Consider the following 26,740-nt stretch of genomic DNA (forward strand, 5'->3'; position numbering starts at 1 on the left):
AAGAAGGCTGTTTTTGAAAAGATTGTTGCTATTCAAGAACGGGCAGTTTAATTGCATAAGGAAAAATGTGGTTTTTGTTTGAATTTATGCAATAATAAATCAATCAAAACATAATTCAGGGAGGTTTTTATGCAAACTGCACTACCAGCTACTTCTATGTTTCTAATTATTGGATTGTTCATTTTAGTTCGTAGAATCCGTTCTATGTACAAACCAACCAAAGGGAGAGGAACGCGAATAATTCTTCCTCTTCTATTTTTAACACCAGGATTTTCATTTTTTCTAAACGCTTCTGGGAACGTCACATACCTTCAATTATCTATAGCAATTTTTTTAGGGGTAGGTTTTTCTATTCCTCTTATTTTATGGTCGAATTATGAATTACGAAATGATGGTTTAATTTATGCTAAGAAAAGTCCTGCTTTTATAATCACTTTCTCCATTATGATTGCTTTACGTTATTTTTTTCGACAACATATTTCTACTATCGAACCAGGTACACTCAATATGCTAATTTTCTTACTTGTTATTTGTTATTTAATTCCTTGGAGAATAGCTTGCTATATAAAGTATAAAAATGTTCTTAAACTAAAAAATACAGTCAGTTTGTAGAACTTCGTATATCTCTAACCTTCCAAATAAAAAGTATAAGTTTGTCGATAAATACACTTAAACTAGCCGGGTGCTTAGTTGAAGAAGATAACCAAACTAGAAGCAACAATCTTTTAGAAAACAGCCTTAAAGAAATAAAAAAAGAGAACACGTTTATAATCGTGTTCCCCCTAAGAAACCATATTATTATCTACTTTGAGTTTGAAGTGCTAATTTAACGCCTAGTCCTATATAAACGAAACCAACAGCCTTTTCAAGCCAACGCGAACCATTGTTTGTTGTTTTCGTAAAGATTTTTTCACCAATAAAGCTTGTAATAATAGCTAACAAAATAGTATACAAAGCGCTCATCACAACAAAAGTAATGCCTAAAATCAATAATTGTACAGTGATGGATTGGCCATTATGTTGAACAAACTGTGGTAAAAACGCTAAGAAAAATAGTGCAGTTTTTGGATTTAAAATCTCCGCTAAAAAACCTTGTCGGAACGAAGTACTTGCCGGACTTTGTTCAACAGTTGGTTTTTCTATTTTTTGTGGTTTTGTTAGTAGCATTTGAATACCTAAATAAACAAGGTATGCAACACCAATATATTTCACTACTTCAAACGCAGTGGCAGATTTCATTAAAATGGCAGATAACCCTAAGACAGCTGCTAACGTATGGACTAAGTCACCTAATCCAATGCCTAATGCAGTGAAAATACCGTTCTTTTTACCACCTTTCAGCGTTTGCGTAATGGTAATGATAACAGCAGGTCCAGGAATTAAAAATAAGAGAAGAACTATTGCAATAAAAGATAACATGTTAACCCATCCTATTCTAATAAACTAAACATTCAAGTAAGACAATAATAAGATTAACTTAATGAATGCAAAAAATATTATATGCTATCTTCTATATAACTGTCGATAATGAAATACTAAAATAGAAGTGAACTAAATATTTATAAAAATCAGAAAATAAACTAGTGATATTTGTATAGTGAAATATATTATTGAATTATAGTGAAGTGAGTGTATGTTTTGAAGCAAGTAATACTTAAATTTCTAAACGAGATCCGTTGCTAGTGCCAAATAGATAATAGATAACTAAAGTTATTTTGATTGACAAATCTAATTAGCATCAGTCTTTGCATATTATATGAATGAATTTTTTTAACTGAAGGCTCTATTCCAATATGGCGGAACATCTGTGGGTCATTCGCAGACATCGGCACACGTAGGGGCAAGGTTAATCCTCAATACGGATTGCTGATTGAAGTAATAGCAGATGTTATAGCTATTTCAGATGGTGTATTTTATAATTCTGGTCCTTCCCAGAAAAACTATCGGATGGATTTAAAGAGTGCTGTGCATATTAAAGGTAAAGATGGGGAAAAACTTTCCGTATCAAAATGTCCCTGCCCATATTTGGCCACTCAATAAGGAAAACTACTAATTTAAAATAGTACAGTCACATCTATAGTAGGATGTGGCTTTTATTTTGAAATTCAAACAAAAAAATAGTACCAACTACTAATAATTAATGCTAGAATTAGGTGATAAAATTATTGGAGGTTTTTTGATGCTAGATATTCAACAAATACAAGAGGTTTTACTACATCGTTATCCTTTTTTGTTAGTGGATAGAGTATTAGAATTAGAAGAGGGGAAGAGAGCAGTAGCCATTAAAAACGTCACGATAAATGAAGAGTTCTTTAATGGACATTTTCCTAATTACCCAGTAATGCCAGGTGTATTAATTGTTGAAGCATTAGCGCAAGTGAGCGCAATTATTATGCTTACAAAAGAAGGGAACCAAGGAAGACTTGGATTACTGGCAGGTATTGATAACTGTCGCTTTAAAAAACAAGTGAAACCTGGTGATCAACTGCGTCTTGAAGTGGAAATTACACGCTTAAAGGGTGCCATTGGTAAAGGACGCGGGGTTGCAACTGTTGACGGGGAAATAGCTTGTGAAACAGAGCTTATTTTCGCATTCGGAAACTAAGTCAATTCGATTAATAAGTGCTGCAATAATCATTGCAGTGCTTTTTTTGTGTGCTGTGTCAAAAGGGTATTTAAAATTATATTGAATAATATAGTAAATGAATGACTTTTAAATGCAAGTGATTACATGAACTATCCATTAGCTCTTTTTATAGCATTTGTAGCATGGAATTGATCATCCTCACAAATATACCTGTAATTCATCTCAAGCAGATCAAAAAAGAGAAGCTCTAGTGGCTAGCACAACAACCAACTATCCAACAATTAGGTTTTTAATACTAACAAGCCAAAGTCACTGATCGAGGTAGTCCGCCTTTCTTTAGAAATAAGCCTAAGCGGCGCGATTTAACAATGTCAGAAACAAGGTCTGCAAAGTTCTTTTGATATCTAAAGAGGAATTTAATTCATCCAGCTACAAAATAGACATAAAAATCCAAAAATGAAATATTTAAGGGGAAAGGAAAATTGTATACTTAAATTAAAATAATGAGAACTAATTATGAAGGGGAGATTTTATATGTCGTTAAGTACACCATTTATTAAAGATGTTCCTGATGAAAATGTGAAATTTTCTGTTATCATACCTGCTCATAATGAAGAAAAATATATCGGTGCGTGTTTAGAGTCTATTGCAAAGTCTGCACAACCCTATAAAGATCAAATTGAAGTTATCGTAGTGCTAAATCGTTGTACGGATAAAACGAAAGAAATTGCACAGTCCTACAATTGCGTGACATTGGAAAATAACGATAAAAACTTATCCAAAATTAGAAATGCTGGGGCTACGTTAGCAAAAGGTGAAATTCTTATTACAATTGATGCTGATACTCGAATGACAGAACACTTATTATCTGAAGTTGAAAAGCATTTAGCATCTAATCAATACATTGGAGGAGGCGTGAATGGTAATTTTGAAAGAATGTCCTTAGGTATCGTTGTTTCTAGCTTGGTGCTAATTGTTCCTTTACTTTTCAAGTACGGAGTTATCTCTGTGGGAATCTTTTGGTGCTATAAAAAAGACTTTCAGGAAGTAAACGGTTTTAATGAGAATATGCTAATGGCAGAGGATGCTGATTTTGCTAAGCGTTTAAAAGTATGGGGCAAGAAGAACGGAAAAAAATACGGAACAATTAAAAATGGGATGATAACTTCTTGTAGACGATTTGACCATCATGGCGACTGGATGTTACTGAAACGTCCAGATATAGTTTTTGCTTATCTCAAAGGTACGAATAAAAAGGCTGCAAATGAAGCCTATTATGATGATCAAACAAGGTAATGATACCTCCTTAATGTGTAATTTCGGCATGAAAATTTTTTAGACCACTTCGTTGTAAACGAGTGGTTTTTTTATGTGTAATTCTTTAGATTTTCTTAAATATTAAGACTTTGCATGACAGTAAGTTTAACGGAATGATATGATGTTGGATGATTTAAATCAATGTTTTAAACAAAGATGAAGTTATTTGAATAAAGGTGGTTATGAGCATGGATATAAATATTCTTGTAGTTGATGATGAAAAGGAAATTGCGGATTTAATTGAACTTTATTTAAAAAATGAAAATTTTAATGTTTATAAATTTTACGATGCACATGAAGCGTTAGCGTGTATACACTCGATCAAATTGGATCTTGCTATTCTTGACATAATGATGCCTGAAATCGATGGTTTTGAAATTTGCCGAAGAATTCGGGAACAATTTCATTTTCCGGTGATTATGTTAACAGCGAAGGAAGAGGAAATAGATAAAATAACGGGGCTTACATTAGGGGCTGATGACTACATAACTAAACCATTTCGTCCATTGGAGGTTATTGCAAGGGTTAAGGCTCAAATTCGCAGATTTACAAAGTACAATCATCAGGAATCATTACAAAATGACCCGACTATTGATTTTTCAGGCTTAATTTTAGAGCAAAAGACTCGAAAATGTATGTTAAATGAAAAACAACTATCTCTTACTCCTACAGAGTTCTCCATATTGTGGTTTTTATGTGTAAATCGAGGGCGAGTCATTTCATCAGAAGAATTATTTCAAGAAGTATGGGGGGAGAAATATTATAGTAGTAACAATACGGTAATGGTTCACATTAGGCATTTACGAGAAAAGATGAATGATTCCGCAGAGAACCCTAAATTCATAAAAACTGTCTGGGGAGTGGGGTATACTATTGAAAAATGACTTTGGGAAACTAAAAAGAACTATCATGCTTCAAATTTTGTTGATTTTAGTAATCACATTGTTGGTAGGCTATTTCATAAGCTATGTATTTATTGATGGTGTCTTACAAGCCGCTTTCGCTGATTGGTTTATTCGATTTTGCGAAAACGTGCTACAGCTTGACTATTATTCGGCACAGAGAGCTTATGGAATATTATTTCGACAAAATAAATCTCTTTGGTTAGCGATAGGCTTAATTATTTTGCTATTAGTAATTTTTTATTTTGCACTTTCTCGGTTTACGAAGTATTTTAACCAAATTGCCATAGGTGTTAATATGCTTTCGGAGGAATCAAATCAGGAAATAAGTCTTCCTTCTGAGTTAGATTTTATGGAGAAAAAATTAAATGATGCTAAAAATAAATTAGAAAAACGGGCAAAGGATGCACAGGAGGCTGAACAGCGCAAAAATGATCTTGTAGTTTACTTAGCCCATGATATTAAAACACCACTGACATCTATGATTGGTTACTTAAGTCTGTTGGATGAGGCAAAGGACATGCCTGTAGACCAAAAAGAAAAGTATGTGAAGATTTCATTAGAAAAATCATATAGGCTAGAGCAGTTGATTAATGAATTTTTTGAAATCACTAGATTTAACTTACAGTCCATTATTCTAGATAAAGAATCCATTAATATAAATTACATGTTAATGCAATTGGCAGATGAATTTTATCCCTTATTGGCCCCTAAAGGACAGCAAGCAATTGTGAATATCGAGGGAGAAATGAAGGTTTTTGCGGATGCTAATAAATTAGCGAGGGTATTTAATAATATTTTTAAAAATGCCATAGCATATAGCGATGACAACAGTATAATTCATATTAGCGCACACCATCAAAATGACCAAACATTTATTTCATTTACAAATAAGGGGAAAACAATTCCGCCAGAAAAATTAATGATGATTTTTGAAAAATTTTATCGTTTAGATTCTTCTAGATCGACTCAATCAGGTGGGGCAGGTCTTGGTCTTGCAATTGCTAATGAAATAGTCCATGCTCATGGAGGAACGATATCAGCTTCAAGTAATGATGAAAAAACAGTTTTCACTGTAATGCTTCCAACACTTTCTTAAGAAATCTTAAGAATTCTATAATAGATTATTAAAAAAGAGCTCCTTCTTATATGTTTCAATAAAGGCATAGAGAGAAGGAGTTGTTTTTATGTTTAAAAGAAACAGATTTTATAGCCTAATATTAATGATTTTTGTTATTTTGATGTACATGTTTGTAAACGAATTCCAAGATTCAAAGTCAGAAATAATTGATAATCTTCAGCTGGATATACCAAATAAAAGTGAAATAAATCTTGATGTAAATTTACATAGCTCAAATGCTATTTTAGTGAATTTAGACACAAATAAGATATTATTGGACAAAGGTAGTGATGAAATTATTTACCCTGCTTCTTTGACGAAGATCATGACGGTTTTAGTTGCTATTGAAAATATCCCGAATTTACAGGAAAAGATTTTGCTTCCTAAAAGTATATTTAAGAATTTGTATGAAGGAAATGCCTCTATGGCAGGCTTTCTTCCTAATGAAGAGGTAACAGCAGAGGATTTACTTTATGGTTCAATGCTACCTTCTGGTGCAGATGCTTCTATTGGTTTAGCCGATTATATTGCTGGGTCGGAGAGTAAATTTGTAAAGTTAATGAACGAAAAAGCTAAACAGCTAGGAATGAAAAATACACATTTTATGAATGCTACAGGACTCCATCATCCCGATCATTATACGAGTGTGAAAGATATTTCGATACTTTTACAATATGCTTTAACCAATAACACCTTTAGGGATATTTATACGGCTGAAAGATACTCAATAAAGTCAACGAATCTCCATCCAGAGGGAATGACGCTGACGAGTCGAATGTTTAAAAATTTGAATGTAAATGAAAATATGAGAGGAGAAATAATTGGTGGCAAAACTGGCTACACAGTGCAAGCAGGCTTATGTTTAGCAAGTCTAGCAACGATTAATGGCGAGGAGTATATTTTAGTAACAGTAGGTGCTAAAGGTGACTCACGAACAGAGCAATTCAATATTACAGATGCATTAGCTGTCTATCGACAACTAAACTAATTAAGACTGTATAAATGTTAATCAGAATACTATAAAATTTTGTCGAAAATAACATACAACCTTTCCGTCCTTTCATATACTTTAATTATCTGAAAGATTTGGGTGACTATAAACATGTTTTCTATTTTAAATAAGGTCATTAAATCTGGTAAACCAGTATGAGAGGATGAGGGGTTTGAAGCATCCCGGCACAAATGTTTTTGAAAATAAAGAGGAACTATTCATACCTAAAAAAGCATTAGATAAAGATTTTTGTGATCGATTAGTGAAAAAAATCCATAAAAATATTCTAAATGAAAATATAGCAAACGATGTTTATATGTCATATTTCGTGATTTTTGATCAAAAGTATACATTGAAAGAAATTCAATATTTACTAGATGTTTTGAAATTGCAAGCAAATGAAATTATTAGATCAAAGCCGATTTTTATTACATTATGTGGTGTGCTATTATCGTTAATTACAATCATTGCCTCTGCCATTAATACAAAGTTGATGATTGGAATCTCATTTGTCCAAATAGTTGCTCTTGCAGTATTAAGTTTTAATGTAGCAGTATTGTTTATTTCTTATAAAATAGAAAAAGAATATAAAAGGATATACGAAGTCATTAAATTAATCGATTATTATTTAAGCTTTTATAAGTAGGGGTGGGAATTATGCAAAATATTATTGATCAATTAACTTGTTGGATAAATAAAGTGCCAATAGAGTTCCGGCAAATGTCTGAATTAGAGATTTTACAGCGACCAGCGCCTCAAAAATGGTCGAAAAAAGAGGTGTTAGGGCATTTATGTGACTCTGCCATTAATAATCTGCAAAGGTTCATTAAAATACAATACGAAGAGGAACCATTTGTACTAACTCCATATAATCAAGTTGAATGGGTAAAAATCCAAGGGTATCAAGAGTTACCAATTGATGAAATATTGGATTTATGGGTGAGCTTAAATAAAAAAATACTAAATGTTATTAAAAATATCCCCAATGAAAAACTAATCCTTCAATGTGATATTGGAAGTAATGAACCTAATGAACTCATGACCTTACAGTGGCTTATCCAAGACTACTTAGAACATATGGAACATCATATAAAAAAACAGATTTTAACTTCTTTTAGCGGGTTTCCAAACACTCACTGAAAAAGAGGGACTCAGTCTAAGAACGCCACACCTTGTGGCAATTTAACTGTGCTGACGCTTCGCTTTCGCCGGTTTTATCTGTGCGAAAGCGAAGCGTCAGCAACACTGTTTTACCTGTGCGAAAGCGAAGCGTCAGCAACACGGTTTTATCTGTGCGAAAGCGAAGCGACAGCAACAACAACAACGGTTTCGCACTGAGACAAAAACACATTGCTGTCGCTACGTTACCACTACACTTTCGCACAAAGCTTTTTAACACTTCGCCGTAATCGATTGGCGAAAAATGTATTTAACAATCCTTAAAAGGAACTTCTAACTTCAATCAGTTTTAGCTTCAAATATACACCAACAAAAAATTAAAAAAGAGCATTTTTTTTATCATTCCTCAAATAATAAGTCTAAATATTTTTAGTTGAGGAAGTGAAGATTTGAAAAAATTGTGGTTTTTAATACCTGTTTGTCTTTTAACGGTCTCCTTTTTTTATCTAAAAGTTGGCGCAGCAACATATGAAAACAAAGGAAGAAAGTATTATGAAGAAGCAGGACAAATTGTTTGGGAGATCAAAACGGAAGAAAAAATTGTTGCTCTAACCTTTGATGATGGGCCACATCGAAAGTACACATCTGAGATTTTAGACTTATTATCAAAATACAATGCGAAAGCAACTTTTTTTATTGTTGGCCAAAATGCACAAAAAAATCCTGAGGTGGTAGCAAGAATGTATAAAGAAGGCCATGAACTAGCTAACCATACATTTACGCATCCCTTAAGGACAAATGTCCCGAATTTACTTAAGGAGATAAAACAAACAGATGACACTATTCAGAACATCACTGGAACTAAACCTACTTTGTTCCGACCTGTTGAAGGCCAGTATTCAGATGCAATGATTGAAGCGATTGCAAAAGAAGGATATAAAGTGGTGATGTGGTCGTGGCATTTAGATACATTAGATTGGAAAAGTCCAGGAACGAATAGAATTGTGAATACTGTGTTAAATGGTGTTAAAGAAGGTAATATCATTCTTTTTCATGATGGAGGCGGCAATCGCCATCAAACTGTGAAAGCGATGGGAAAAATATTAGCTGAACTTGAAAATCAAGGATATCGATTTGTCACAGTTTCTGAATTACTCGATGAGCAGAGTAAAAAAAGCACAAACAAATAAGTATCCGTAATGATTGAAGCATTATGTTATTTTAAAATTTTTTTAATTTGCTGTAACTCAGAAATTAAATAATCGATTTGTTCTTTCATGTTTGCACTTTGTTTTACCTGATCATTTGTATTGTCATTTTTGGAATTTTGTAATGCTTCTAAGGCAAGACCTGCTGCAACTGCCTGTATGCCATCACCTAATGTAGAAATAGAGGCTCCGATGTAGGTGAGCTTAGCAGCAAAAATATCCAGTGAATCAGTAGATTGATTTTTAAATGTATTCTTATTCAATATTAAACCCTCCTTAAATAGTTCAAATCATTACTCATTTGTATGAAATATCGACAATGAGTAGTCCTATGTAAAGCACATAAACATATTAAATTTCTTCCTTTTGTCGAAATCAGGCTAAAAAAAATTAGCCTGATTTTATGTTCCTATGCGTACTTTAAACACCTTAATAGGGTATAATTACCATAATGATTAGGGGGTGATTGGCATTGGGCAAGGTTGAATTGGTGGAAATTAATGCTAAGCTTTTAGAAGGAATTGGGAGCTATTTTCTTAGAAGTAAGAAAAAATCAAATGGCTATATAATTAAGAATAAATGGCTGAATAATCGATTTGAAGAAGGCTTGAAATATGTTCAAGTAACCGCCAATAAAAAACAAGTAGGGTTTATTGAATATACAGAAGCAGAAAATTCATCTAGAGTGGTTCATGCTGATGGTTATGTAGTCATCCATTGTTTATGGGTAAGTGAAGTTGGAAAAGGATACGGTGCTCGATTAACTTCTTTCAGCAAAAGTCTTCCTCCTCTATAGGTGGTGAAATAAATGCGGGTTTCAGTTACTTTTCAGCGAGTGTCCAAACAGCCGCTGAAAGAAGTTAAAGCCTCCGGCGGATGTCACGGAAATCGGAAAGGATTGCTTAGGGGATGTTAGCCTAAGATCATCGCATCCATGCGATAACGGCGAACTGACCTGCATCGTGCAGGCCTAAGCACAAAGCCGATTCCGGACGCAATTATGCCGAGACATAATTGATTCAATAAATGTTTAGAAGATGCAAAAAAACTTGCAAAAAAAGGTGTTGTTGTTATTACGAATTCAACAACGTCTTGGGCGCCAAGTAAAGAAATTTTTTTGAAAAACAATTTTCAACTTATTGATACGGCACCATATGATTTTGAATTACTTGTTTACTCTTTGAGCAGTGAAGCGGAACAACCATATTTTCCGAATGATTGGGAAGAACGAGTAAAAAAATTTAACAATTTGACAATTTTACGTTCATTCCAATGTCCATATGTCGAAATTGCAACAGAAAATATTATAGCTGGTGCAAATACATTGAATATACCAGTGGAACTATTGATCTCAAAGGTAGAGCAGCGCTGATGGAACTGGCGCCAACCCCGTATGGTATTTTTTCTGTCATTTATAAAGGCCAGCTTCTTACTTTTCATAGGTTAACAATACATTCGGTGATAAAAAGATTAAGAGAACTTACGTCATAACAACAACGCAAATGATAGGAACATGCATAAGTGGACATGTATTTTCTAATATTCTATGAGGATATTAGTTGACTGCTTCGAAGAAATGAGTAAAATAGAAAATCAGTACCATTATATACCTACAACTTAGCAGATAACTGGAGTGTCTTTATAAAGAACTTCTGAGACATCTTTACTTTTACAAAGGCTACAAATAATATGACCTACATAGAATAAAGAGCTTATAATAAAGTGATTAGAAATGATGGATTTTAGGAAGATTGTTGTGGGACAAGATTTGTCATGAAATTTTGACAGTCTTTTTCTTTTCGTCTTCTCTATAACCTGTTAAGATGGTAATAGTGTGACAACAAGTTAGTGTATATGAGAGTGGTGACAATCAAGATGGATGAACAGAAAAAAGATAGTGTAGAACAGCAGCCAGAACAAACATCCCCTGCTGAAATAAAGCCAGCAGTACGATTTGTACAAATGAAACCGTTTAAATTTATCATGTTGATGTTCTTTACAATTCTTATTACTGCAGGCTTAACGATCTTTGCGTTAACATTCGGTGAAAAGAAAGTAGTTGAAGTGAAAGTACCGAGTGGGCGTGCAGAATTCACAAAATTATATGAAGCCTATGATTTACTTAAAAATAAGTATTACAAAGATATCGATGATGTAAAAGTGGTCGACGGCGCTATTAACGGTATGTTCGACGCATTAGATGATCCGTATTCTGATTTTATGGTGAAGGACGAAGCAGAACAATTTCAGTCTGGACTGTCTTCTAGTTTCCAAGGAATTGGGGCGGAAATTCAAGAACGTAACGGTTATATTACTGTTGTGTCACCTATTAAAAACTCACCTGCTGAAAAAGCGGGGTTATTACCACAAGATATTATCTTAACTGTGGATGGAAAAAGCATGCAAGGATTTACTGCTTCTGAAGCGGTAGCGCGTATTCGCGGCGAAAAGGGAACGCCTGTAAAATTAACCGTGAAACGTGGAACAAATGCTGAGCCTATTAATATGACGATTGTCCGTGACGAAATTCCGGTTGAAACGGTTTACGGTGAAATGCTTGAAGGGGACATTGCCCATATTCAAATCACGTCATTTAGTGAAAATACTGCAAAAGAATTTGAGAAGATTCTTGCGGATTACGAAGGTAAAGCAAAAGGCATCGTATTAGATTTACGTCAAAATCCTGGCGGCTACCTAGATGCTGCAGTAGAGATTTCGAATTTATTCGTTCCAGAAGGTAAAGCGATTGTACAAGTGCAACAAAAAGACGAGGAGCCGAAAATTACATCAGCTGTTTCTGGTAAAAAATATAATGTTCCAGTGACAGTACTTGTCGATAGCGGCAGTGCTTCTGCTTCTGAAATTTTAGCTGGTGCATTAAAAGAATCTGTTGGTGCTAAAATTGTTGGAGAAACATCGTTTGGTAAAGGTACAGTGCAAAATGTCGCACCATTAAAAGATGGCTCTAACCTTAAATTCACAACAGGAAAATGGTTAACACCAAATGGTAACTGGATTAACGAAAAAGGCATAGCGCCAGATGTAAAAGTGTCATACCCACCTTATGCATCATTACCATACTTAGATCCAACTATGGAAATGAAAATGGGTGTGCAATCTAACTCTGTAAAAGCGGCACAAGAGATGCTAGAAGTTCTAGGATATGAGCCTGGAAATGCAGACGGTATTTTTGAACAAAATACAGAAAGTGCAGTGAAAAAACTGCAAGCTGCAAATGGTTTTGAAGAAACTGGTGTTTTAACTGGCGATACAACGTATGCTTTAATGGATGCGTTACGTGCTAAAATAAAAGCAGAAGATCCTCAATTGTTAAAAGCAAAAGAACTTCTAACTGGTACACCAGCAAAAACTGAGTAAATTACAAACTAACAAAGTAGCTGTCGCAGTAGGCGTCTCTAATGGCCTCTAGCGACAGCTTTTTTAATAGGAGGAAAAAATGATGAAGGACGTATATTTATTTAGTGGTTTTTTAGGTAGTGGAAAAACATCCATGTTAACTGATGTTATTCGACAACTTAAGGAAAAGAATTTAAAGCCAGCTGTCATTATGAATGAGCTTGGAAAGCTACCATTTGACTCACAGGCTGTGGAAAAGGATATTCCGTTAAAGGAAATGCTAGAGGGCTGTATTTGCTGCTCTGGTGCCGAAAAAACAGAGGCGCAAATTCAATCTCTTCTATTAGATAGTGACTTTGATGTCCTGATCATTGAAACAACAGGTGCAGCACATCCTGTGGAAGCATTAGACGCTGTTTACTCACCGTTATTTGCAGAAAAGCTAAATGTCAAAGGCATTGTCACAGTTGCTGATTCGAAGCTGTGGTTGAACCGAGAAACATTAACTCCGCAAGTGCGCTCTTTATTTATGGAACAAATCCGTCACGCACATTTATTACTGGCCAATAAAACGGATCTACTAACAGAAGCTGAGCAGGCACAAGTTGTTTATGAGCTACAAGGCTTTAATCCACATGCCTTTATTTTGCAAACTACAAATGGACGCGTGCCATTACGTTTATTAGAAGATTTAAAGGCAACAGCTCAGGTGGATAAAGAAGATATTGTGAAAGCTCCTATAGCATCGATGCATCTAGGTTCACGATTAGTTGAATTTAAAGACGTTAACTTTACACAAGAACAATTTGAGGATTGGGTACGTACATTGCCTGAAACTGTGTATCGAATGAAAGGATACGTGCCAATTGAAGGTGTAAAAAATCCTATGCTGTTTCAATATGCATATGGAATGGTCCAATGGCTTCCAGAGTATGTAAAAATGCCTGCAAAACTCGTGATCATTGGTGAAGATGTAAGCGGATTAAACGTCATTGGTATTGAGTAAACGCTAAAGCTAGTTAAAATAGAAATCCTAAAGCTGCCAAATTCTACTTGTCAGACGAAAGTTTTGTTCGTTTCGTCTTTCTCAAAGTAGAAATTTTGGCAGTTTTTTTGTGTGAATGCGCACGAAAATCTATTTGAATATTGAAAATACTTAATAGTTTTTAAGAAGTGTCAACCCTATTTAAAACGTAAGTATTTCATAGGCTGGTGAAACCTGCTAAAAATTAAAGCCAATAACCCTCTATTTAACGCGAATCTATTTCTTGGATGGTGTTGCTAGAAGATGCTGGTAAGAAATTTATTAAAATCGTACTTTACGATTGTTTGCATAGAAGGAGGAATTGCAAAAATGAAAAAAACACTAACTGCAATTTGTGCAACATTTTTATTAGCAGCTCCAATTCAAATGGCTTCCGCTGCAGAAAATACTACAGAGGGGAACACAACTACAGACTGTAATAAAGTTGTTTATTCTTATAAATGGTCAAATCAGTGGTCAAATCAAAAATGGGTAGTTAAACAACCACAAACACAAGCACCATCAAAAGAAGTACAAGTACCAGAAAATAATCAAACAACAAATAACAATACACAAACGACTCAAAAAGATAATACAACTACTACACCATCTCAAACAAAACCATCAACATCTACTTCAGATGTGAATGCTTTTGAACAAGAGGTTGTAAAATTAACGAATGCTGAACGTACAAAAGCTGGTTTAGCACCATTTAAAACGGATGATAAATTGATGGCAGCTGCTCGTGAAAAATCACAAGATATGCAATCTAAAAAATATTTTTCACATACAAGCCCAACATTTGGTTCACCTTTTGATCGTATGAAAGCTTTAGGTATTACGTATAAGAGTGCAGGAGAAAATATTGCACAAGGTCAACGTACACCTCAAGAAGTAGTACAAGCTTGGATGGATTCTCCGGGTCACCGTGCGAATATTTTAAATGAGAAATTTACGCATATTGGTGTTGGCTATGTGAAATCAGGTAACTACTGGACTCAACAATTTATCCAAAAATAATCGTATAAATTGAATAGCTACATTGAATAATAGGATGTCCACTAAGTTGTAAAAAGCTTAGTGGACATTTTTTTAATGCGAAAATGCAAGGTTCTTTGGAAAAACGAGGGTTGATTTCCTTTCCGGCTGGGCTCTTTTCTGGAAGCTTCGGGGCAACAGATGATTTTTGCGCGAAAGCGAAGCGCGAGGAATTGTATTAGGAGATAGAGAATTTTTTATAATACATAGAATAGGGAATATGGGTGGCTTTCATAGGTTTGTTACTTCTATAAGTAAAAAAGCAAACTAGAGCGAAGTCTAGTTTGCTATTGTTGTTTTGGTCGTATTTGTAAATCTTTTTTGAACAAGTAATAAACGTATTAATAAAGTAATCGCGCCTGTAGTCAGACCTGCTACTAGTCCAATCCAGTAACCAAACGGCCCGAAGTCTGTATGAGTGGCCAGTACATAACCGACAGGTAAGCCGATCACCCAATACGAAATGATGGCCATAATAAATGTTACTGTAACATCCTTGTACCCTCTTAAAGCTCCTTGTACAGGCGCTTGGATAGCATCAGATAGCTGGAAAATAGCTGCGAATATTAAAAAATGAACGGCATACTCTAGCACTTTTCCATCAGTTGTATACATATTTGCAATAGGTTCGCGAAGGATAAAAAGAATACAAGCTGAAACAAAGCTAAATAAAATCGCGGTCCCGACACACAAATAGCTATAGAGTCTAGCATCGCGCATACGTCCAGCACCAATTTCAAACCCTACAAATATCGTTACACCCATCGAAATGCTAAGCGGTACCATATACAACAAACTAGTGAAATTTAATGCTATTTGATGAGCTGCGATGATTTCTGTACTGAAGCTACTCATCATCATAGTGACAGCAGAAAAAATACTCGTTTCTGCAAATAAGGATATTCCGATTGGCACGCCAATGATTAAAATTTCCTTCCAACGAAGCCATTCTAATTTGGGCCAGTCATTAAATAGGTGGAAACGTTCAAAAGGCTTACGTTTATCAATAATCCAAACTGTAATCAGGAAAACAAGCCAGTATGTAATCGCTGTTGCAACACCGGCGCCTACTCCGCCAAGCTCAGGTGCACCAAATTTGCCGAAAATGAAAATATAATTCAACGCAATATTAATAGGTGTTGTAAGTAATGTAATAATCATTGTAACGCGAGTTTGTCCAAGCGCATCGATAAAACAGCGCATGACAAAAAATAAAAATAGTGGTATAAGTCCAGCACACATCGATTGAATATAAGATTTAGCAATAGAATGTACAGAGGCTTCTAAATCCATCTTGCCAAGAATCCAATCTATACCGACTATTAATAAAATAAAAATAAGTGCTGCAAGAACGATGGCTACATAGATGCCTTGTTGAACAGCTCTTTTAGCTGCAAACTCATTTTTAGCTCCAACAAGCTGTGAGACAATAGGTGTGATCGCAAGGAGAATTCCAGATAGCCCTATATAAATAGGCATCCAAATAGAGGAGCCGATTGACACTCCAGCTAGATCGGTGGTACCGTACCGACTTGACATTAAAATATCGAAGAAAGAAATAAGATAAATAGCTACTTGCGATACTAAAATAGGTACGATAATTTTTAAGATTAATGCATATTTTTCTTTTAACGTAGTTGTTTGATTCATAGTGAATAATCTTCCTTTATTATCATAATTAAATTAGTATAGCATACTAAAAAAGAGTAAAGATGAAAAAATCAATTAAGCCTCGGCATAATTGCATCAGACTGAGTTCCGTTCTTTCAGCAAGTGATTGGACACCAGCTGAAAGAAGTTTAAAGCTTCATCTGTATCTTTTCGTTCGCATATAGTAAAATAAAAGACTGTATACAAAAGTATTATGGTTACAATGGCTTTTACCTTCTTTCAGCGAAAGTCACCACCTATATAGGTGACGAGATGAATAAGAATTTAAGTTACGTTTTAGTGCGTGTCCAAACATCCACTGAAAGAAGGAACTCAGTCTAAAAACGCCACGTCCTGTGGCAACGACTGAGTGACCAACATCGTGTTGGCCCAAAGCCTCCGGCGGATGTCACGGAATCGGAAAGGAGTTCTTTGTCAACACAAAGCCGATTTCGGACGCATTGTTTATCTGTGCGAAAGCGAAGCGACAGCAACAATTATGCCGGCGCATAATTGATGGAATAGGAGAATTAATGTGAATCAACAATCAATCATTTTAACCGGTGGAGGGACAGCTGGTCACGTATCGCTCAATCAAGCGATACTCCCATCTTTACAAGAACTAGGTTATGATGTCCATTATATTGGCTCAGACCAAGGCATTGAGAAAGAATTAATAGGCGAGGCGTTTCCTAATGTTCCGTTTTACGGTATTTCAAGTGGGAAATTGCGCCGTTATTTCTCGATGAAAAATTTTACTGATCCATTTAAAGTGCTTGCTGGAATGATGCAGGCTTTTCGTATAATTAAAAAAGTGAAACCACAAGTCATTTTTTCTAAGGGCGGATTTGTTTCTGTACCTGTTGTCATGGCTGCGAAATTTGCTGGTGTTCCAGTAGTCATTCATGAATCAGATGTTACACCTGGCTTAGCCAATAAAATTGCGCTACCATTTGCATCACACATCTTTACTATTTTTGAGGAAACATTACAGCATCTGCCGAAAGAAAAGGCAACGTGCACAGGCTCCATTATTCGCGAAGAGTTATTTATGGGAGATCGAGCGAAAGGGTTATCTCTTTGTGGCTTTACGACATTAAAACCTGTTCTTCTTGTGATGGGAGGCAGTCTAGGGTCAGTTGTCTTGAATGATGCACTTCGTCAAAATTTACCAGAGCTTGTGAAGCGGTTTCAAATCATTCATTTGTGCGGTAAAGGGAATTACGATGAATCATTTGAATCAATGTCTGGGTATAAACAGTTTGAATATGTGACAACGGAATTACCGGATCTATTACACGCTGCAGACTTTATCGTCTCACGTGCTGGCTCCAATTCGATTTTTGAATTTTTAGCACTGCACAAGCCGATGTTGCTAGTGCCGTTATCTGCACAAAAAAGTCGTGGTGACCAAATATTAAATGCAAACTTATTTAAAAGACAGGGCTATGCAGAAGTGTTACAAGAGGAAGAGTTAACAAAGGAATCGTTTAAAAAATCAGTTCATGTGTTAACAGAGCGCAAAGCAGAAATGGTTTCAACGATGGAAAAAACACAAAGACCGAAAACCCCTGAAGAAATGGCGAAATTGATTTTACAATATAAAAAGTAGTTTTTCGTTATCACAGTGTTTAACTAAAACACAATTACAGTAATAAAATGAAACAAAGCTAAAAAATAAGCTATGTGTCTGTCATGAAGACGGAGCACATAGCTTATTTTTATCCGGGATGAACGGGCAGATTAATCTTTATCGAAAGGAAAGACTGGTAAAGACAAATAATCAGCGAGGGCTGAAGTAAACCCACGCTGATTATAGTTTCGCATTATGAAATTACATCGCTTGTTCTTCGCCTTCTGCCATTTGATTGGCAGTTGTAAGATAGAACAAGTCTTTTGGAATTTTAAATAAATCAAATTGCGCCTCGCCTCTGTTAACTTGTGCTAATAATGTTGGATGACTTTCATTTGCGCTCACAACATAAGGTAGCTTTAAGGCTGCACGCTGAGATTTTATATTTTCAACTCGAATACGGAGAAATACCGTATGGAAATTATAATCAAAAAATAGTTCATTCAAAAAAAGCATTTTTGCTTTTTGGTTATAACCTAAACCTTGATAAGGGAGTCCAATCCACGTTCCTAAAAAGCCTGCACCATCCTCCACATCATGAATGCTAATGGTGCCGATCGGTTGACCCCAATCATCAGTAATTGTCCTTGAAATAGCGAGTCCCTTCACTTCTTCTTCAATCAGTTGTTTTGTCATAAACCAATATTCATCAGCGGATGTGGCTTTTTGACGGACAAAAGGGAATACAGAAGGGTGTGATAATAGCTCATAAAGCTCTGTACATTCATGTAGGTCTCGATGTTTAAGCATACGAAACGCCTCCTTTACTAGGGTAGTTAAAACAATTCCTTTAAAACATAAAGAAGAAAACTAAAATTCGTACTGGAATTAAAACCCAAAGAACTAGACGTTCAAACTATGATAACCATAATCTCCCGCTGTCTTACTGATTTTTCGACCATACCGAAAAAAGGCTAGTTTTTTTAATATAATATAACAATCACACTGCTTTATGCAATCATTTTCCTCGCTAAAACAAAAAATAAGTTTTCGTGTCAGAATATTCCGAAAAATAGGCAATCGGGTAGATAGTTAAAAACTGTTAATGTATAATTTTGTATAGTATTAAGTCTATAATATCAATTTTTGAATAAAATAGTGTTTCTTTAGGATTATATTATTTCTTCAAAAGAGGTAAAATATCAAAAATTACCCTATAAAGGATATAAATTTTCCAATTCGAGAAGGGTAGTTCTTTTAAATTATGTTATAATAGTAGTATTGATTTTTTTGTATGAACAAAAACTATATGAAAATTCTATATTACTATTAACGACTTATGGGGTGACAGCATGAAATATCTTTTAAGCGAAGTCTTATTTAATGAAATATTTATTGGCAAAGATTTTGTCTTTTTAATGAAAAAAGTGGGAGACGATTATCAATATATTCGCTTAAATCAAGCAGCTAGAGCTTTCTTTCCACAAGAGGCGATTGGGAAAATGCTTTCTTCCCTTACCCAAAGTCGTAATTTCACTACAATTCAAGAAAATTACAATCGAGCGATTGCAATGCATAGTCAAGTGGATTATGTGGATTATGCCTATTATAAATCAGAGGTTCGTAAATATGAGACATCTGTTCGTCCGCTTAAACATAATAAAGAAGACTATATTTTAGCTATAACTAAAGAGATTCTCTATGATCGTAGCATCGAAGATAAGTTTTTATTTCTGCGCTCTATGTTTGATCACGCCTTCTTTTCAACGGTCATCTTATCAGCTGAAGGGACTATTTATGAAGTGAATTCCAGCTTTACAGAAGACTTTGAATTAGATACTGAAACAGTTAAACAGCAGTTATTCATTGATTTACCAATTGTTCCTAAAGATGAAGTGGAAAATATACAGAACTATTTACAAAAAGCAGCTATGGGCAAAAATATTGGCGAAAAACTCATTAAGCTTCATACACTAGATAAAAAAGAGCGCAAGTATTTAGTATCACTATCCCCAGTTATGCAGGGGGATAACTCTTTTGCTATTTTTCTTATCATGCAGGATTTCACACAATTCACCGAACAAAAGGCAGAGTTACGCACAAAATCTCATGGTTTTGAGGTGTTTAAGGCCGCTCTCAATTCTGCAGCTTCCATTGCTGTTCTAGATAAAAATGCAAAAATATTAGAAGTAAATGATTTGTTTTTAAATGCAACAGGCTACATTGCAGAAGAGCTAATAGGTCAATCTTCTTTAGAATTAATCGAGCCTCGTAACGATACTAAAGAGTTAGTACAATTTCTTAGGAAGGGGAGTGTTTGGAGAGGGGAGCTATGCTATCGTACAAAATTCCATGCTGATTGTTGGGTAGAGACAACTGTAGTTCCATTGAAAAATGAATTTGGCGAGACAGAACAATATTTATCCATTAACTATAATATTACGGACAAGAAAAGAATGTTAACGGAATTGAAAAATATTGAACGCACATTCCGTCTAATTACAGAAAATACAAATGATTTAATTGTCATTACAAACGAAGACGGTATCATTATTTATGCCTCGCCCTCTTATGAGTTGTATTTAGGCTACGAAAATGCAGAATTACAAGGTCAGTTTTACAATGATATTGTAGATGAACAAAGTAAGAAGGCTTGGCAAACGTTTCTAAATAATTTTTCGGGTCAAACGGAAAAACAATTTGAGCTTCTACTAAAGGCAAAGGACGGTACGCCTGTTTGGACTGAAGGAAACGTAACTGTTGTTCATGATCCAAAGCGCGAAAAAGTTTCGCAAATTATGATGGTTTCTCGTGAGATTACTCATCGTAAGGAACGAGAGAATGATCTATTATATTTAGCCTATCATGATACATTAACACAATTACCAAATCGCCGTTTTTTAAGCAAGGAGTTCCCAAAAATATTGGCAGAAGCAAAAGAACATAATGAGTGTTTAGCTATGCTCTATATCGATGGGGATGACTTTAAGACTGTAAATGATCAGCATGGCCATGACACGGGAGATGATTTTATCCGAAAGTTTGGTCAAGTATTAATTACCGCGGTACGTAACCACGATTTAGTGATTCGAATGGGTGGCGATGAATTCGTTGTCGTCTTAACAGGCTTAACTCGGGATGGTGAGACGAGGGATACTCAAATGATGGATATTATTAATCGAATCCGTCATGAACTAAAAAAAGGTTGGACGATTGAAAAACATTACTTTTCTCCAACAGCCTCCATTGGTATCGCTTATTATCCGGATCACGGTCAAACATTAAATGGATTGCTAGAATTAGCAGATCAAGCTTTATATAAAGCGAAGGAAATCGGAAAAAATAATCACTATATTACTGACATTTAATCAACTATGCCTCGGCATAATTGTAGCTGCCGCTTTGCTTTCGCTACAGAAAACATCTGTAGCTGCCGCTTTGCTTTCGCTACAGAAAACAATGTATCCGGAATCTGTTTTGTGCTTGCGCAAAAAACTCCTTTCCGCTTTCGTGACACCGCGAAGGCTCTAAATTCTTTTAGAAATTAAAAAAAGTCTGTATTACAAGTAGTTGCTTGTGGTACAGACTTTTTGTTTGATGGTATGCTATAAGCGTATTAAGGAAAAAACCTTATCGTTAATTTGGAATAGAAGGTGATGAAATGCCTAAAAAAATACTTTTGGTGGAAGATGAGAAGCATATCGCTCGTTTTGTAGAGCTAGAATTAAAGCATGAAGGCTATGATGTAATGGTAGCTTTTGATGGACGTGAAGGACTTGCGCTAGCTGCATCTGAAAATTTTGATGTGCTGTTATTAGATGTGATGCTTCCAGGGATCAATGGAATTGAAATTTGTCGTCGGATACGTTCGCAATCACAGGTACCCATTATATTGCTAACGGCACGAGATGCTGTGATGGACCGTGTAGCTGGCTTGGATGCTGGTGCAGATGACTACATAGTAAAACCATTCGCTATTGAAGAACTATTAGCTAGAATTCGTACTATTTTACGTCGGGTGACACCGGATGAAAAAATGGGGGAATCTTTACATTTTCGAGATATCGAAATGGATATCGCGGCCTATGAAGTTTTTGTACAAGGGAATAAGCTTGATTTAACGAAAACAGAATATGATCTACTAAAACTATTAATAGAACATAAAAACAAAGTATGTACACGAGAGCTAATTTTAACCTCTGTTTGGGGGTATGATACGGATATAGAGACAAATGTCGTAGATGTATATATTCGGCATTTGCGAACAAAACTACCGGGTGATACGAATGCTTATATTGAAACCGTTCGTGGGGTTGGATATGTGATGCGCGAATGAAAAAATGGAAAGATTATTTAGTCAAGCAGTCATTACAAAGAAAATGGATGCTAACTTCTAGTGCTGTTATATTTTTTAGCTATACTATTATATGTATTGTCGTATATATTTCACTTCATACATGGCTATCAAATGACGAGGTAAGTAAAATCAAACGGACAAGCGATGATTTGGTGTATTTTTTAGAGTCACAAGGACCCAATCTTACCATTCAGGAAATTAAGCAAAATAAAGGTCTTAGAGATTCTATTGCTGATCGTAATCAAACGATTAGAATATTTAATTCATATGGTGTTCCGATTTTTGGTATTAATGATACTTTTCAGGCTGCGCCTCTTTCCTCAATGAGGGAAACTATTGAAATGACAATTGATAAAAAAGATGTCATTGTCATTAATGAACCGATTCAACTTGGTTTCTTTCAAGGATATATTCAGGTAATCCATCCTTTATCAAAGTTCCAGTCTTTGATGCATTATTTATTGACGACAATGTTAATAGCGGGCATAGGAGCATTGTTGTTATCAGCATCTATTGGCTATTATCTTGCCAATTATTTGATGAAACCATTATGGGCGTTACGATCATCGATGAAAACCGTTATGGATAAAGGATTTAATGAACCGATTCAATTAACTTACACGTCTCATGATGAGATAGGTGATTTATTGAAAATGTACAATGCGATGATGAATGAATTGCAAATATCATTTGCGCAGCAGCAACAATTTGTTGCAGATGCCTCTCACGAATTGCGAACGCCTATTCAGGCAATTGAAGGGCATCTATCCCTTTTGAAAAGATGGGGGAAGGATGATCCGGAAATTTTAGAGGAATCTATTGATACTTCGCTAACGGAAATTGCACGAATGCGAAAAATGATCGAAGAATTACTAGAACTTGCTCGTCGTGAGGAAAAAGATAGCGATAGTGAGGCTGATGCAGTAGCTGTTATAGAAGCGGTTATAGAGGAGACGAGACTCCTTCACCCAAAAGCTCGAATAACGCTGTCGAAAGAAGAAGAAATAGGGCGGATATTTATAACAGAAAATGCACTTAGCCAAATTGTTCGCAATATAATAGAGAATGCTATTCGTTATTGTGAAATAGTTCCTGAAATTCAAATTTCACTTGCTGTTTCCGAGAAGGAAGTATTGTTTAGGGTGGAAGATAATGGGATTGGAATAGCGGAAGAAAATATTCCATTTATTTTTGATCGCTTTTATCGGGTCGACGAGGCAAGAAATCGTCAAATCGGAGGAACAGGCTTAGGGCTTAGTATTACAAAAATGTTACTTGAAAAATACAATGGCTCTGTAGAAGTCAAGAGTAGAAAAAATGTTGGAACCGTTTTCTTGATGAAATTCCCGCTAAAATATTGAGAAAAATAGACGCTTTATTTAATTATTCTAGCCTTTGGGAAAAAAATTGCTTAATTTGCTAAAAAGAGTTGTATTTTTTGTGAAGAGTAGTAAGATTGAGATGGAAAAAACGTTCTTTAAATTATGGGTATGTTGTGTTAAACATCCTTTTAAAGAGCGGAAAAATATTATATAATTAATTGTATTTTAATTAATGGAACTGCCGAAAGGCAAAATTTGGAGGTCATTTTTCATGTCGAACAACGTTACAACTGTAAGTTCTCCATGGTCAGCTTTCTCTGGTCCTAACCTAGGATATGTGATGGAGCAATACGACTTATTCTTACAGTCTCCTGAAGAAGTAGAACCGGAGTTAGTATTATTATTTCAACAATTTGGTGCACCAGTAGTAGTAGAAGGTGAAGTAGCTGTAGCTAGTAATGCAGCAGCAGCTCCTGCTGGCGATTACAAGAAAGTATTAGCAGCTGTGAAATTAGCAGATGCAATCCGTACAAACGGTCATTTAGCGGCAGATATTTATCCTTTGAAAAACCGTGAACTACAAACAGCTCAAATTGAAGAGAGCGCGTTCAACCTTAGCGCTGCAGATTTAGCTGAAATTCCTGCAGCTATCTTCTTCAAAGATGTGCCAGCAAACGTGAAAAATGGTAAAGATGCAATCGATTACTTAAAATCTGTTTACACAGACAAAGTAGCATTTGAATACAATCACGTAGTAGCAACAGAAGAACGTGATTGGATTCAAGCACAAATTGAAACAGGTTCATTTAAACAATCATTAGCTTCTAATGAGAAAAAAGCTTTATTAGACCGTTTAACTCGTGTTGAAAACTTCGAGAAGTTTATTCATAAAACTTTTGTAGGTCAAAAGCGTTTCTCTGGTGAAGGTTTAGATACTCAAATTATTCTATTTGATGAAATTTTAAAAACAGCTGAAGCAAACAACGTAGAAAAAGTACGTATTGGTATGGCACACCGTGGTCGTTTAAATGTATTAACACACATTTTAAATAAACCATACGATATGATGTTCTCTGACTTTGCACATGTTTCTAATGAATTATTCCTGCCAGAAGATGGTCGCCTTGAAATTACTAAAGGCTGGACTGGTGATGTTAAGTATCACATGGGTGCTTCATACATGCGTGAATCTGGTATGAATGTTAAGCTTGCTTACAACCCATCTCACTTAGAAGTAGGAAATCCTGTTGTTTTAGGTACTGCACGTGCAGCACAAGATGACACTTCTAAACCAGGGCAAGCTATTCATAACCGCACAAAAGGATTAGGTATTCTTGTGCACGGTGACGCTGCGTTCCCAGGTCAAGGGATCGTAACTGAAGTATTAAACTTTGCAAAAACTGAAGGATTCACTACTGGTGGTACAGTTCACATCATTGCTAACAACATGATTGGATTTACAACTGAACTACAAGACTCTCGCTCATCTGTTTACTCTTCTGACCCTGCAAAAGGTTACGAAGTACCAGTTGTGCATGTAAATGCAGATAGCCCTGAATCTGTAGTTCTAGTTGGTCGTTTCGCAGCTAGCTACCGTCAAAAATTCGGTAAAGATATTATCGTTGACCTTATGGGTTACCGCCGTCATGGTCACAATGAAACGGATGATCCAACTGTAACAAACCCTGAAACGTATAAATTAGTTTCTAAACATGAACCAGTTCGTGCTTTATACGGTGCTCAATTAGCAGCTGAAGGTGTAGTTTCTGCTGATGAAGTAGCTGCATTAGATAAAGCTATTTATGCAGAAATGCAAGCGGCTTATGATCATGTAAAAGAAATGGCAGATAAAGATGAACATAAACATATAGAAATGCCAGAAGAATTAAAAGTAGAATTCCCACAAATTGATACAGCAGTTGGTGCGGAACGTCTAGGAAAAATTAATGAAGAGCTTTTAGTGTTTGAAGAAAACTTTGAACCACAGAAAAAACTTGGCAAAATTTTAGAAAAACGCCGTGATGCATTTGCTTCTGCAAAAATCGACTGGGGTCATGCAGAAACTTTAGCTTATGCAACAATTATTCAAGATGGCACACCAGTACGTTTTACAGGTCAAGATGCTCAACGTGGTACGTTCTCCCAACGTCACTTAGTGTTACATGACAAAAACAATGGTAATTTATTTACGCCACTTCACCATATTTCAGGTGCAAATGCATCATTTACAGTACACAACTCTCCACTTACAGAAGCTGGGGTAGTGGGCTTTGAATATGGTTACAATTTAGAAAACGACCATGTATTATCAGTATGGGAAGCTCAATTTGGTGACTTTGCTAACATGGCACAAGTTATGTTCGATAACTTTATTTCAGGTGCACGTGCTAAATGGGGTCAAAAATCTGGTTTAGTAATCCTGTTACCACATGGTTATGAAGGTCAAGGTCCAGAACACTCTTCTAGCCGTATGGAACGTTACTTACAAATGTCAGCTGAAAATAACTGGTTCGTAGCAAACTGTTCAAACGCAGGTAACTACTACCACTTATTACGTCGTCAAGCAGCATTATTAGGTACAGAAGGCGTTCGTCCACTTGTGGTTGTATCACCTAAGTACTTACTTCGTCACCCATTAGCTGCAGCAAATGCTGATCAATTAGCAAATGGTTCATTCCAAGAAGTAATTGAACAACCAGGCCTAGGTTCAAAACCAGAAGCTGTAGAACGCATTGTTTTAGGTTCAGGTAAAGTCATGATCGACATCGCAGACCGTATTAAAGACGGTGAAGGATTCGATCACCTACACATTGCTCGTGTAGAACAACTTTACCCATTCCCAAAAGAGCAAGTTGCTGTTATTATTGCTAAGTATCCTAATGTAAAAGAAATCGTTTGGGTACAAGAAGAGCCTAAAAACCAAGGTTCTTGGAATTATGCATTAGAAACATTACACGACCTTTCAGAAGGTAAAAAGCTACGTTATGTAGGCCGTCCTGCAATGAGCTCAACTTCTGAAGGTGATGCAGATTCTCATAAAGCAGCTCAAGCCGGACTTGTAGAAGAAGCAGTTGCTGAGCCTGTAAAGGTTAAATAATCACATATTAAATATTTTTGAGAGCCGGGCTACTTGCTTAGGCAGTAGCCCATTGATGTGCACCAATGCACGTTAATT

Annotated in this window: 23 protein-coding genes; 19 read left to right on the forward strand and 4 right to left on the reverse strand. The window is 35.5% G+C overall.

The annotated features are described in order from the left end of the window. Positions 1-129: 129 nt before the first annotated feature. The gene (locus ACFTQ7_RS09650) at positions 130-612 is read left to right on the forward strand and encodes a CcdC family protein (protein ID WP_386828334.1); all 483 of its coding nucleotides are present in this window, start codon (positions 130-132) and stop codon (positions 610-612) included. 186 nt (positions 613-798) lie between these two features. Here ACFTQ7_RS09650 and ACFTQ7_RS09655 read toward each other — a convergent pair whose 3' ends face one another. Next, complete coding sequence (locus ACFTQ7_RS09655) at positions 799-1,419, reverse strand: LysE family translocator (RefSeq protein ID WP_079562237.1); 621 nt, start codon at positions 1,417-1,419, stop codon at positions 799-801. Positions 1,420-2,179: 760 nt separating this feature from the next. Here ACFTQ7_RS09655 and fabZ point away from each other — a divergent pair. From fabZ to ACFTQ7_RS09695, 8 genes are all read left to right on the forward strand, one after another. Beyond that, a complete protein-coding gene (gene fabZ, locus ACFTQ7_RS09660) occupies positions 2,180-2,605 on the forward strand; it encodes a 3-hydroxyacyl-ACP dehydratase FabZ (protein ID WP_386828335.1) in 426 nt (141 codons plus the stop codon). Between the two features lie 516 nt (positions 2,606-3,121). Then, complete coding sequence (locus ACFTQ7_RS09665) at positions 3,122-3,883, forward strand: glycosyltransferase (protein WP_386828336.1); 762 nt, start codon at positions 3,122-3,124, stop codon at positions 3,881-3,883. Positions 3,884-4,092: 209 nt separating this feature from the next. After that, a complete protein-coding gene (gene vanR / locus ACFTQ7_RS09670; protein WP_386828337.1) occupies positions 4,093-4,788 on the forward strand; it encodes a VanR-ABDEGLN family response regulator transcription factor in 696 nt (231 codons plus the stop codon). Positions 4,789-4,813: 25 nt separating this feature from the next. Further along, positions 4,814-5,905: a vancomycin resistance histidine kinase VanS gene (gene vanS / locus ACFTQ7_RS09675; protein WP_386828511.1), complete on the forward strand. Its 1,092-nt coding sequence runs from the start codon at positions 4,814-4,816 to the stop codon at positions 5,903-5,905. Between the two features lie 88 nt (positions 5,906-5,993). After that, positions 5,994-6,914, forward strand: coding sequence for a D-alanyl-D-alanine carboxypeptidase family protein (locus ACFTQ7_RS09680; RefSeq protein WP_386828338.1), 921 nt, complete (start codon positions 5,994-5,996; stop codon positions 6,912-6,914). A 175-nt stretch (positions 6,915-7,089) separates the two neighbouring features. Beyond that, positions 7,090-7,563 (forward strand): hydroxymyristoyl-ACP dehydratase, encoded by a 474-nt coding sequence (locus tag ACFTQ7_RS09685; protein WP_386828339.1) that lies wholly within the window; start codon positions 7,090-7,092, stop codon positions 7,561-7,563. An 11-nt stretch (positions 7,564-7,574) separates the two neighbouring features. After that, on the forward strand, positions 7,575-8,057 hold the full coding sequence (locus ACFTQ7_RS09690) for a DinB family protein (protein WP_386828340.1): 483 nt from the start codon (positions 7,575-7,577) through the stop codon (positions 8,055-8,057). A gap of 428 nt (positions 8,058-8,485) precedes the next feature. Further along, positions 8,486-9,226 carry a polysaccharide deacetylase family protein gene (locus ACFTQ7_RS09695; protein WP_386828341.1) on the forward strand — a complete coding sequence of 247 codons (741 nt, stop codon included), beginning with the start codon at positions 8,486-8,488 and terminating at the stop codon, positions 9,224-9,226. Between the two features lie 26 nt (positions 9,227-9,252). Here ACFTQ7_RS09695 and ACFTQ7_RS09700 read toward each other — a convergent pair whose 3' ends face one another. Next, positions 9,253-9,507 (reverse strand): translation initiation factor 2, encoded by a 255-nt coding sequence (locus tag ACFTQ7_RS09700; RefSeq protein WP_386828342.1) that lies wholly within the window; start codon positions 9,505-9,507, stop codon positions 9,253-9,255. A gap of 209 nt (positions 9,508-9,716) precedes the next feature. On the opposite strand from ACFTQ7_RS09700, the gene ACFTQ7_RS09705 reads away from it, so the two are divergent. From ACFTQ7_RS09705 to ACFTQ7_RS09725, 5 genes are all read left to right on the forward strand, one after another. Continuing rightward, positions 9,717-10,040 carry a hypothetical protein gene (locus ACFTQ7_RS09705; RefSeq protein ID WP_386828343.1) on the forward strand — a complete coding sequence of 108 codons (324 nt, stop codon included), beginning with the start codon at positions 9,717-9,719 and terminating at the stop codon, positions 10,038-10,040. Positions 10,041-10,361: 321 nt separating this feature from the next. Next, a complete protein-coding gene (locus ACFTQ7_RS09710; RefSeq protein WP_386828344.1) occupies positions 10,362-10,616 on the forward strand; it encodes a hypothetical protein in 255 nt (84 codons plus the stop codon). Between the two features lie 503 nt (positions 10,617-11,119). Beyond that, positions 11,120-12,622, forward strand: coding sequence for a lmo1851 family serine protease (locus tag ACFTQ7_RS09715; RefSeq protein WP_386828345.1), 1,503 nt, complete (start codon positions 11,120-11,122; stop codon positions 12,620-12,622). Between the two features lie 82 nt (positions 12,623-12,704). Continuing rightward, positions 12,705-13,607 carry a CobW family GTP-binding protein gene (locus tag ACFTQ7_RS09720; RefSeq protein WP_386828513.1) on the forward strand — a complete coding sequence of 301 codons (903 nt, stop codon included), beginning with the start codon at positions 12,705-12,707 and terminating at the stop codon, positions 13,605-13,607. A 348-nt stretch (positions 13,608-13,955) separates the two neighbouring features. Continuing rightward, positions 13,956-14,645, forward strand: coding sequence for a CAP domain-containing protein (locus ACFTQ7_RS09725; protein WP_349657831.1), 690 nt, complete (start codon positions 13,956-13,958; stop codon positions 14,643-14,645). Between the two features lie 297 nt (positions 14,646-14,942). Here ACFTQ7_RS09725 and ACFTQ7_RS09730 read toward each other — a convergent pair whose 3' ends face one another. Next, the gene (locus ACFTQ7_RS09730; protein WP_386828346.1) at positions 14,943-16,313 is read right to left on the reverse strand and encodes an MATE family efflux transporter; all 1,371 of its coding nucleotides are present in this window, start codon (positions 16,311-16,313) and stop codon (positions 14,943-14,945) included. A 535-nt stretch (positions 16,314-16,848) separates the two neighbouring features. Between ACFTQ7_RS09730 and ACFTQ7_RS09735 the strand changes: the two genes are divergently transcribed. Continuing rightward, on the forward strand, positions 16,849-17,925 hold the full coding sequence (locus ACFTQ7_RS09735; protein ID WP_386828347.1) for an undecaprenyldiphospho-muramoylpentapeptide beta-N-acetylglucosaminyltransferase: 1,077 nt from the start codon (positions 16,849-16,851) through the stop codon (positions 17,923-17,925). Positions 17,926-18,147: 222 nt separating this feature from the next. On the opposite strand, the gene ACFTQ7_RS09740 is transcribed toward ACFTQ7_RS09735, so the two are convergent. Continuing rightward, positions 18,148-18,696 (reverse strand): GNAT family N-acetyltransferase, encoded by a 549-nt coding sequence (locus tag ACFTQ7_RS09740; RefSeq protein WP_386828348.1) that lies wholly within the window; start codon positions 18,694-18,696, stop codon positions 18,148-18,150. A 542-nt stretch (positions 18,697-19,238) separates the two neighbouring features. Between ACFTQ7_RS09740 and ACFTQ7_RS09745 the strand changes: the two genes are divergently transcribed. From ACFTQ7_RS09745 to ACFTQ7_RS09760, 4 genes are all read left to right on the forward strand, one after another. After that, positions 19,239-21,254, forward strand: a complete 2,016-nt coding sequence (locus tag ACFTQ7_RS09745) for a diguanylate cyclase domain-containing protein (RefSeq protein WP_386828349.1) — start codon at positions 19,239-19,241, stop codon at positions 21,252-21,254. Positions 21,255-21,547: 293 nt separating this feature from the next. Further along, positions 21,548-22,222, forward strand: coding sequence for a response regulator transcription factor (locus ACFTQ7_RS09750; RefSeq protein WP_386828350.1), 675 nt, complete (start codon positions 21,548-21,550; stop codon positions 22,220-22,222). Continuing rightward, a complete protein-coding gene (locus ACFTQ7_RS09755) occupies positions 22,219-23,604 on the forward strand; it encodes a HAMP domain-containing sensor histidine kinase (protein ID WP_386828351.1) in 1,386 nt (461 codons plus the stop codon). The genes ACFTQ7_RS09750 and ACFTQ7_RS09755 overlap by 4 nt, the downstream gene beginning before the upstream one ends. Positions 23,605-23,836: 232 nt before the next feature. Next, the gene (locus ACFTQ7_RS09760; RefSeq protein ID WP_386828352.1) at positions 23,837-26,662 is read left to right on the forward strand and encodes a 2-oxoglutarate dehydrogenase E1 component; all 2,826 of its coding nucleotides are present in this window, start codon (positions 23,837-23,839) and stop codon (positions 26,660-26,662) included. The last annotated feature ends 78 nt before the right edge of the window (positions 26,663-26,740 follow it).

The organism is Lysinibacillus sp. NPDC056959 (assembly GCF_042674095.1).
Taxonomy (GTDB): domain Bacteria; phylum Bacillota; class Bacilli; order Bacillales_A; family Planococcaceae; genus Lysinibacillus; species Lysinibacillus zambalensis.

Excerpts from the sequence above, each read along its gene's own strand:
- ACFTQ7_RS09760 (WP_386828352.1), top strand. The coding sequence starts at position 23,837 with ATGTCGAACAACGTTACAACTGTAAGTTCTCCATGGTCAGCTTTCTCT.
- ACFTQ7_RS09730 (WP_386828346.1), bottom strand. The coding sequence starts at position 16,313 with ATGAATCAAACAACTACGTTAAAAGAAAAATATGCATTAATCTTAAAA.
- ACFTQ7_RS09665 (WP_386828336.1), top strand. The coding sequence starts at position 3,122 with ATGTCGTTAAGTACACCATTTATTAAAGATGTTCCTGATGAAAATGTG.
- ACFTQ7_RS09725 (WP_349657831.1), top strand. The coding sequence starts at position 13,956 with ATGAAAAAAACACTAACTGCAATTTGTGCAACATTTTTATTAGCAGCT.
- ACFTQ7_RS09740 (WP_386828348.1), bottom strand. The coding sequence starts at position 18,696 with ATGCTTAAACATCGAGACCTACATGAATGTACAGAGCTTTATGAGCTA.
- ACFTQ7_RS09690 (WP_386828340.1), top strand. The coding sequence starts at position 7,575 with ATGCAAAATATTATTGATCAATTAACTTGTTGGATAAATAAAGTGCCA.
- vanS (WP_386828511.1), top strand. The coding sequence starts at position 4,814 with ATGCTTCAAATTTTGTTGATTTTAGTAATCACATTGTTGGTAGGCTAT.
- ACFTQ7_RS09680 (WP_386828338.1), top strand. The coding sequence starts at position 5,994 with ATGTTTAAAAGAAACAGATTTTATAGCCTAATATTAATGATTTTTGTT.
- ACFTQ7_RS09750 (WP_386828350.1), top strand. The coding sequence starts at position 21,548 with ATGCCTAAAAAAATACTTTTGGTGGAAGATGAGAAGCATATCGCTCGT.
- ACFTQ7_RS09755 (WP_386828351.1), top strand. The coding sequence starts at position 22,219 with ATGAAAAAATGGAAAGATTATTTAGTCAAGCAGTCATTACAAAGAAAA.
- ACFTQ7_RS09720 (WP_386828513.1), top strand. The coding sequence starts at position 12,705 with ATGAAGGACGTATATTTATTTAGTGGTTTTTTAGGTAGTGGAAAAACA.
- ACFTQ7_RS09655 (WP_079562237.1), bottom strand. The coding sequence starts at position 1,419 with ATGTTATCTTTTATTGCAATAGTTCTTCTCTTATTTTTAATTCCTGGA.
- ACFTQ7_RS09650 (WP_386828334.1), top strand. The coding sequence starts at position 130 with ATGCAAACTGCACTACCAGCTACTTCTATGTTTCTAATTATTGGATTG.
- ACFTQ7_RS09745 (WP_386828349.1), top strand. The coding sequence starts at position 19,239 with ATGAAATATCTTTTAAGCGAAGTCTTATTTAATGAAATATTTATTGGC.
- vanR (WP_386828337.1), top strand. The coding sequence starts at position 4,093 with ATGGATATAAATATTCTTGTAGTTGATGATGAAAAGGAAATTGCGGAT.
- ACFTQ7_RS09715 (WP_386828345.1), top strand. The coding sequence starts at position 11,120 with ATGGATGAACAGAAAAAAGATAGTGTAGAACAGCAGCCAGAACAAACA.
- fabZ (WP_386828335.1), top strand. The coding sequence starts at position 2,180 with ATGCTAGATATTCAACAAATACAAGAGGTTTTACTACATCGTTATCCT.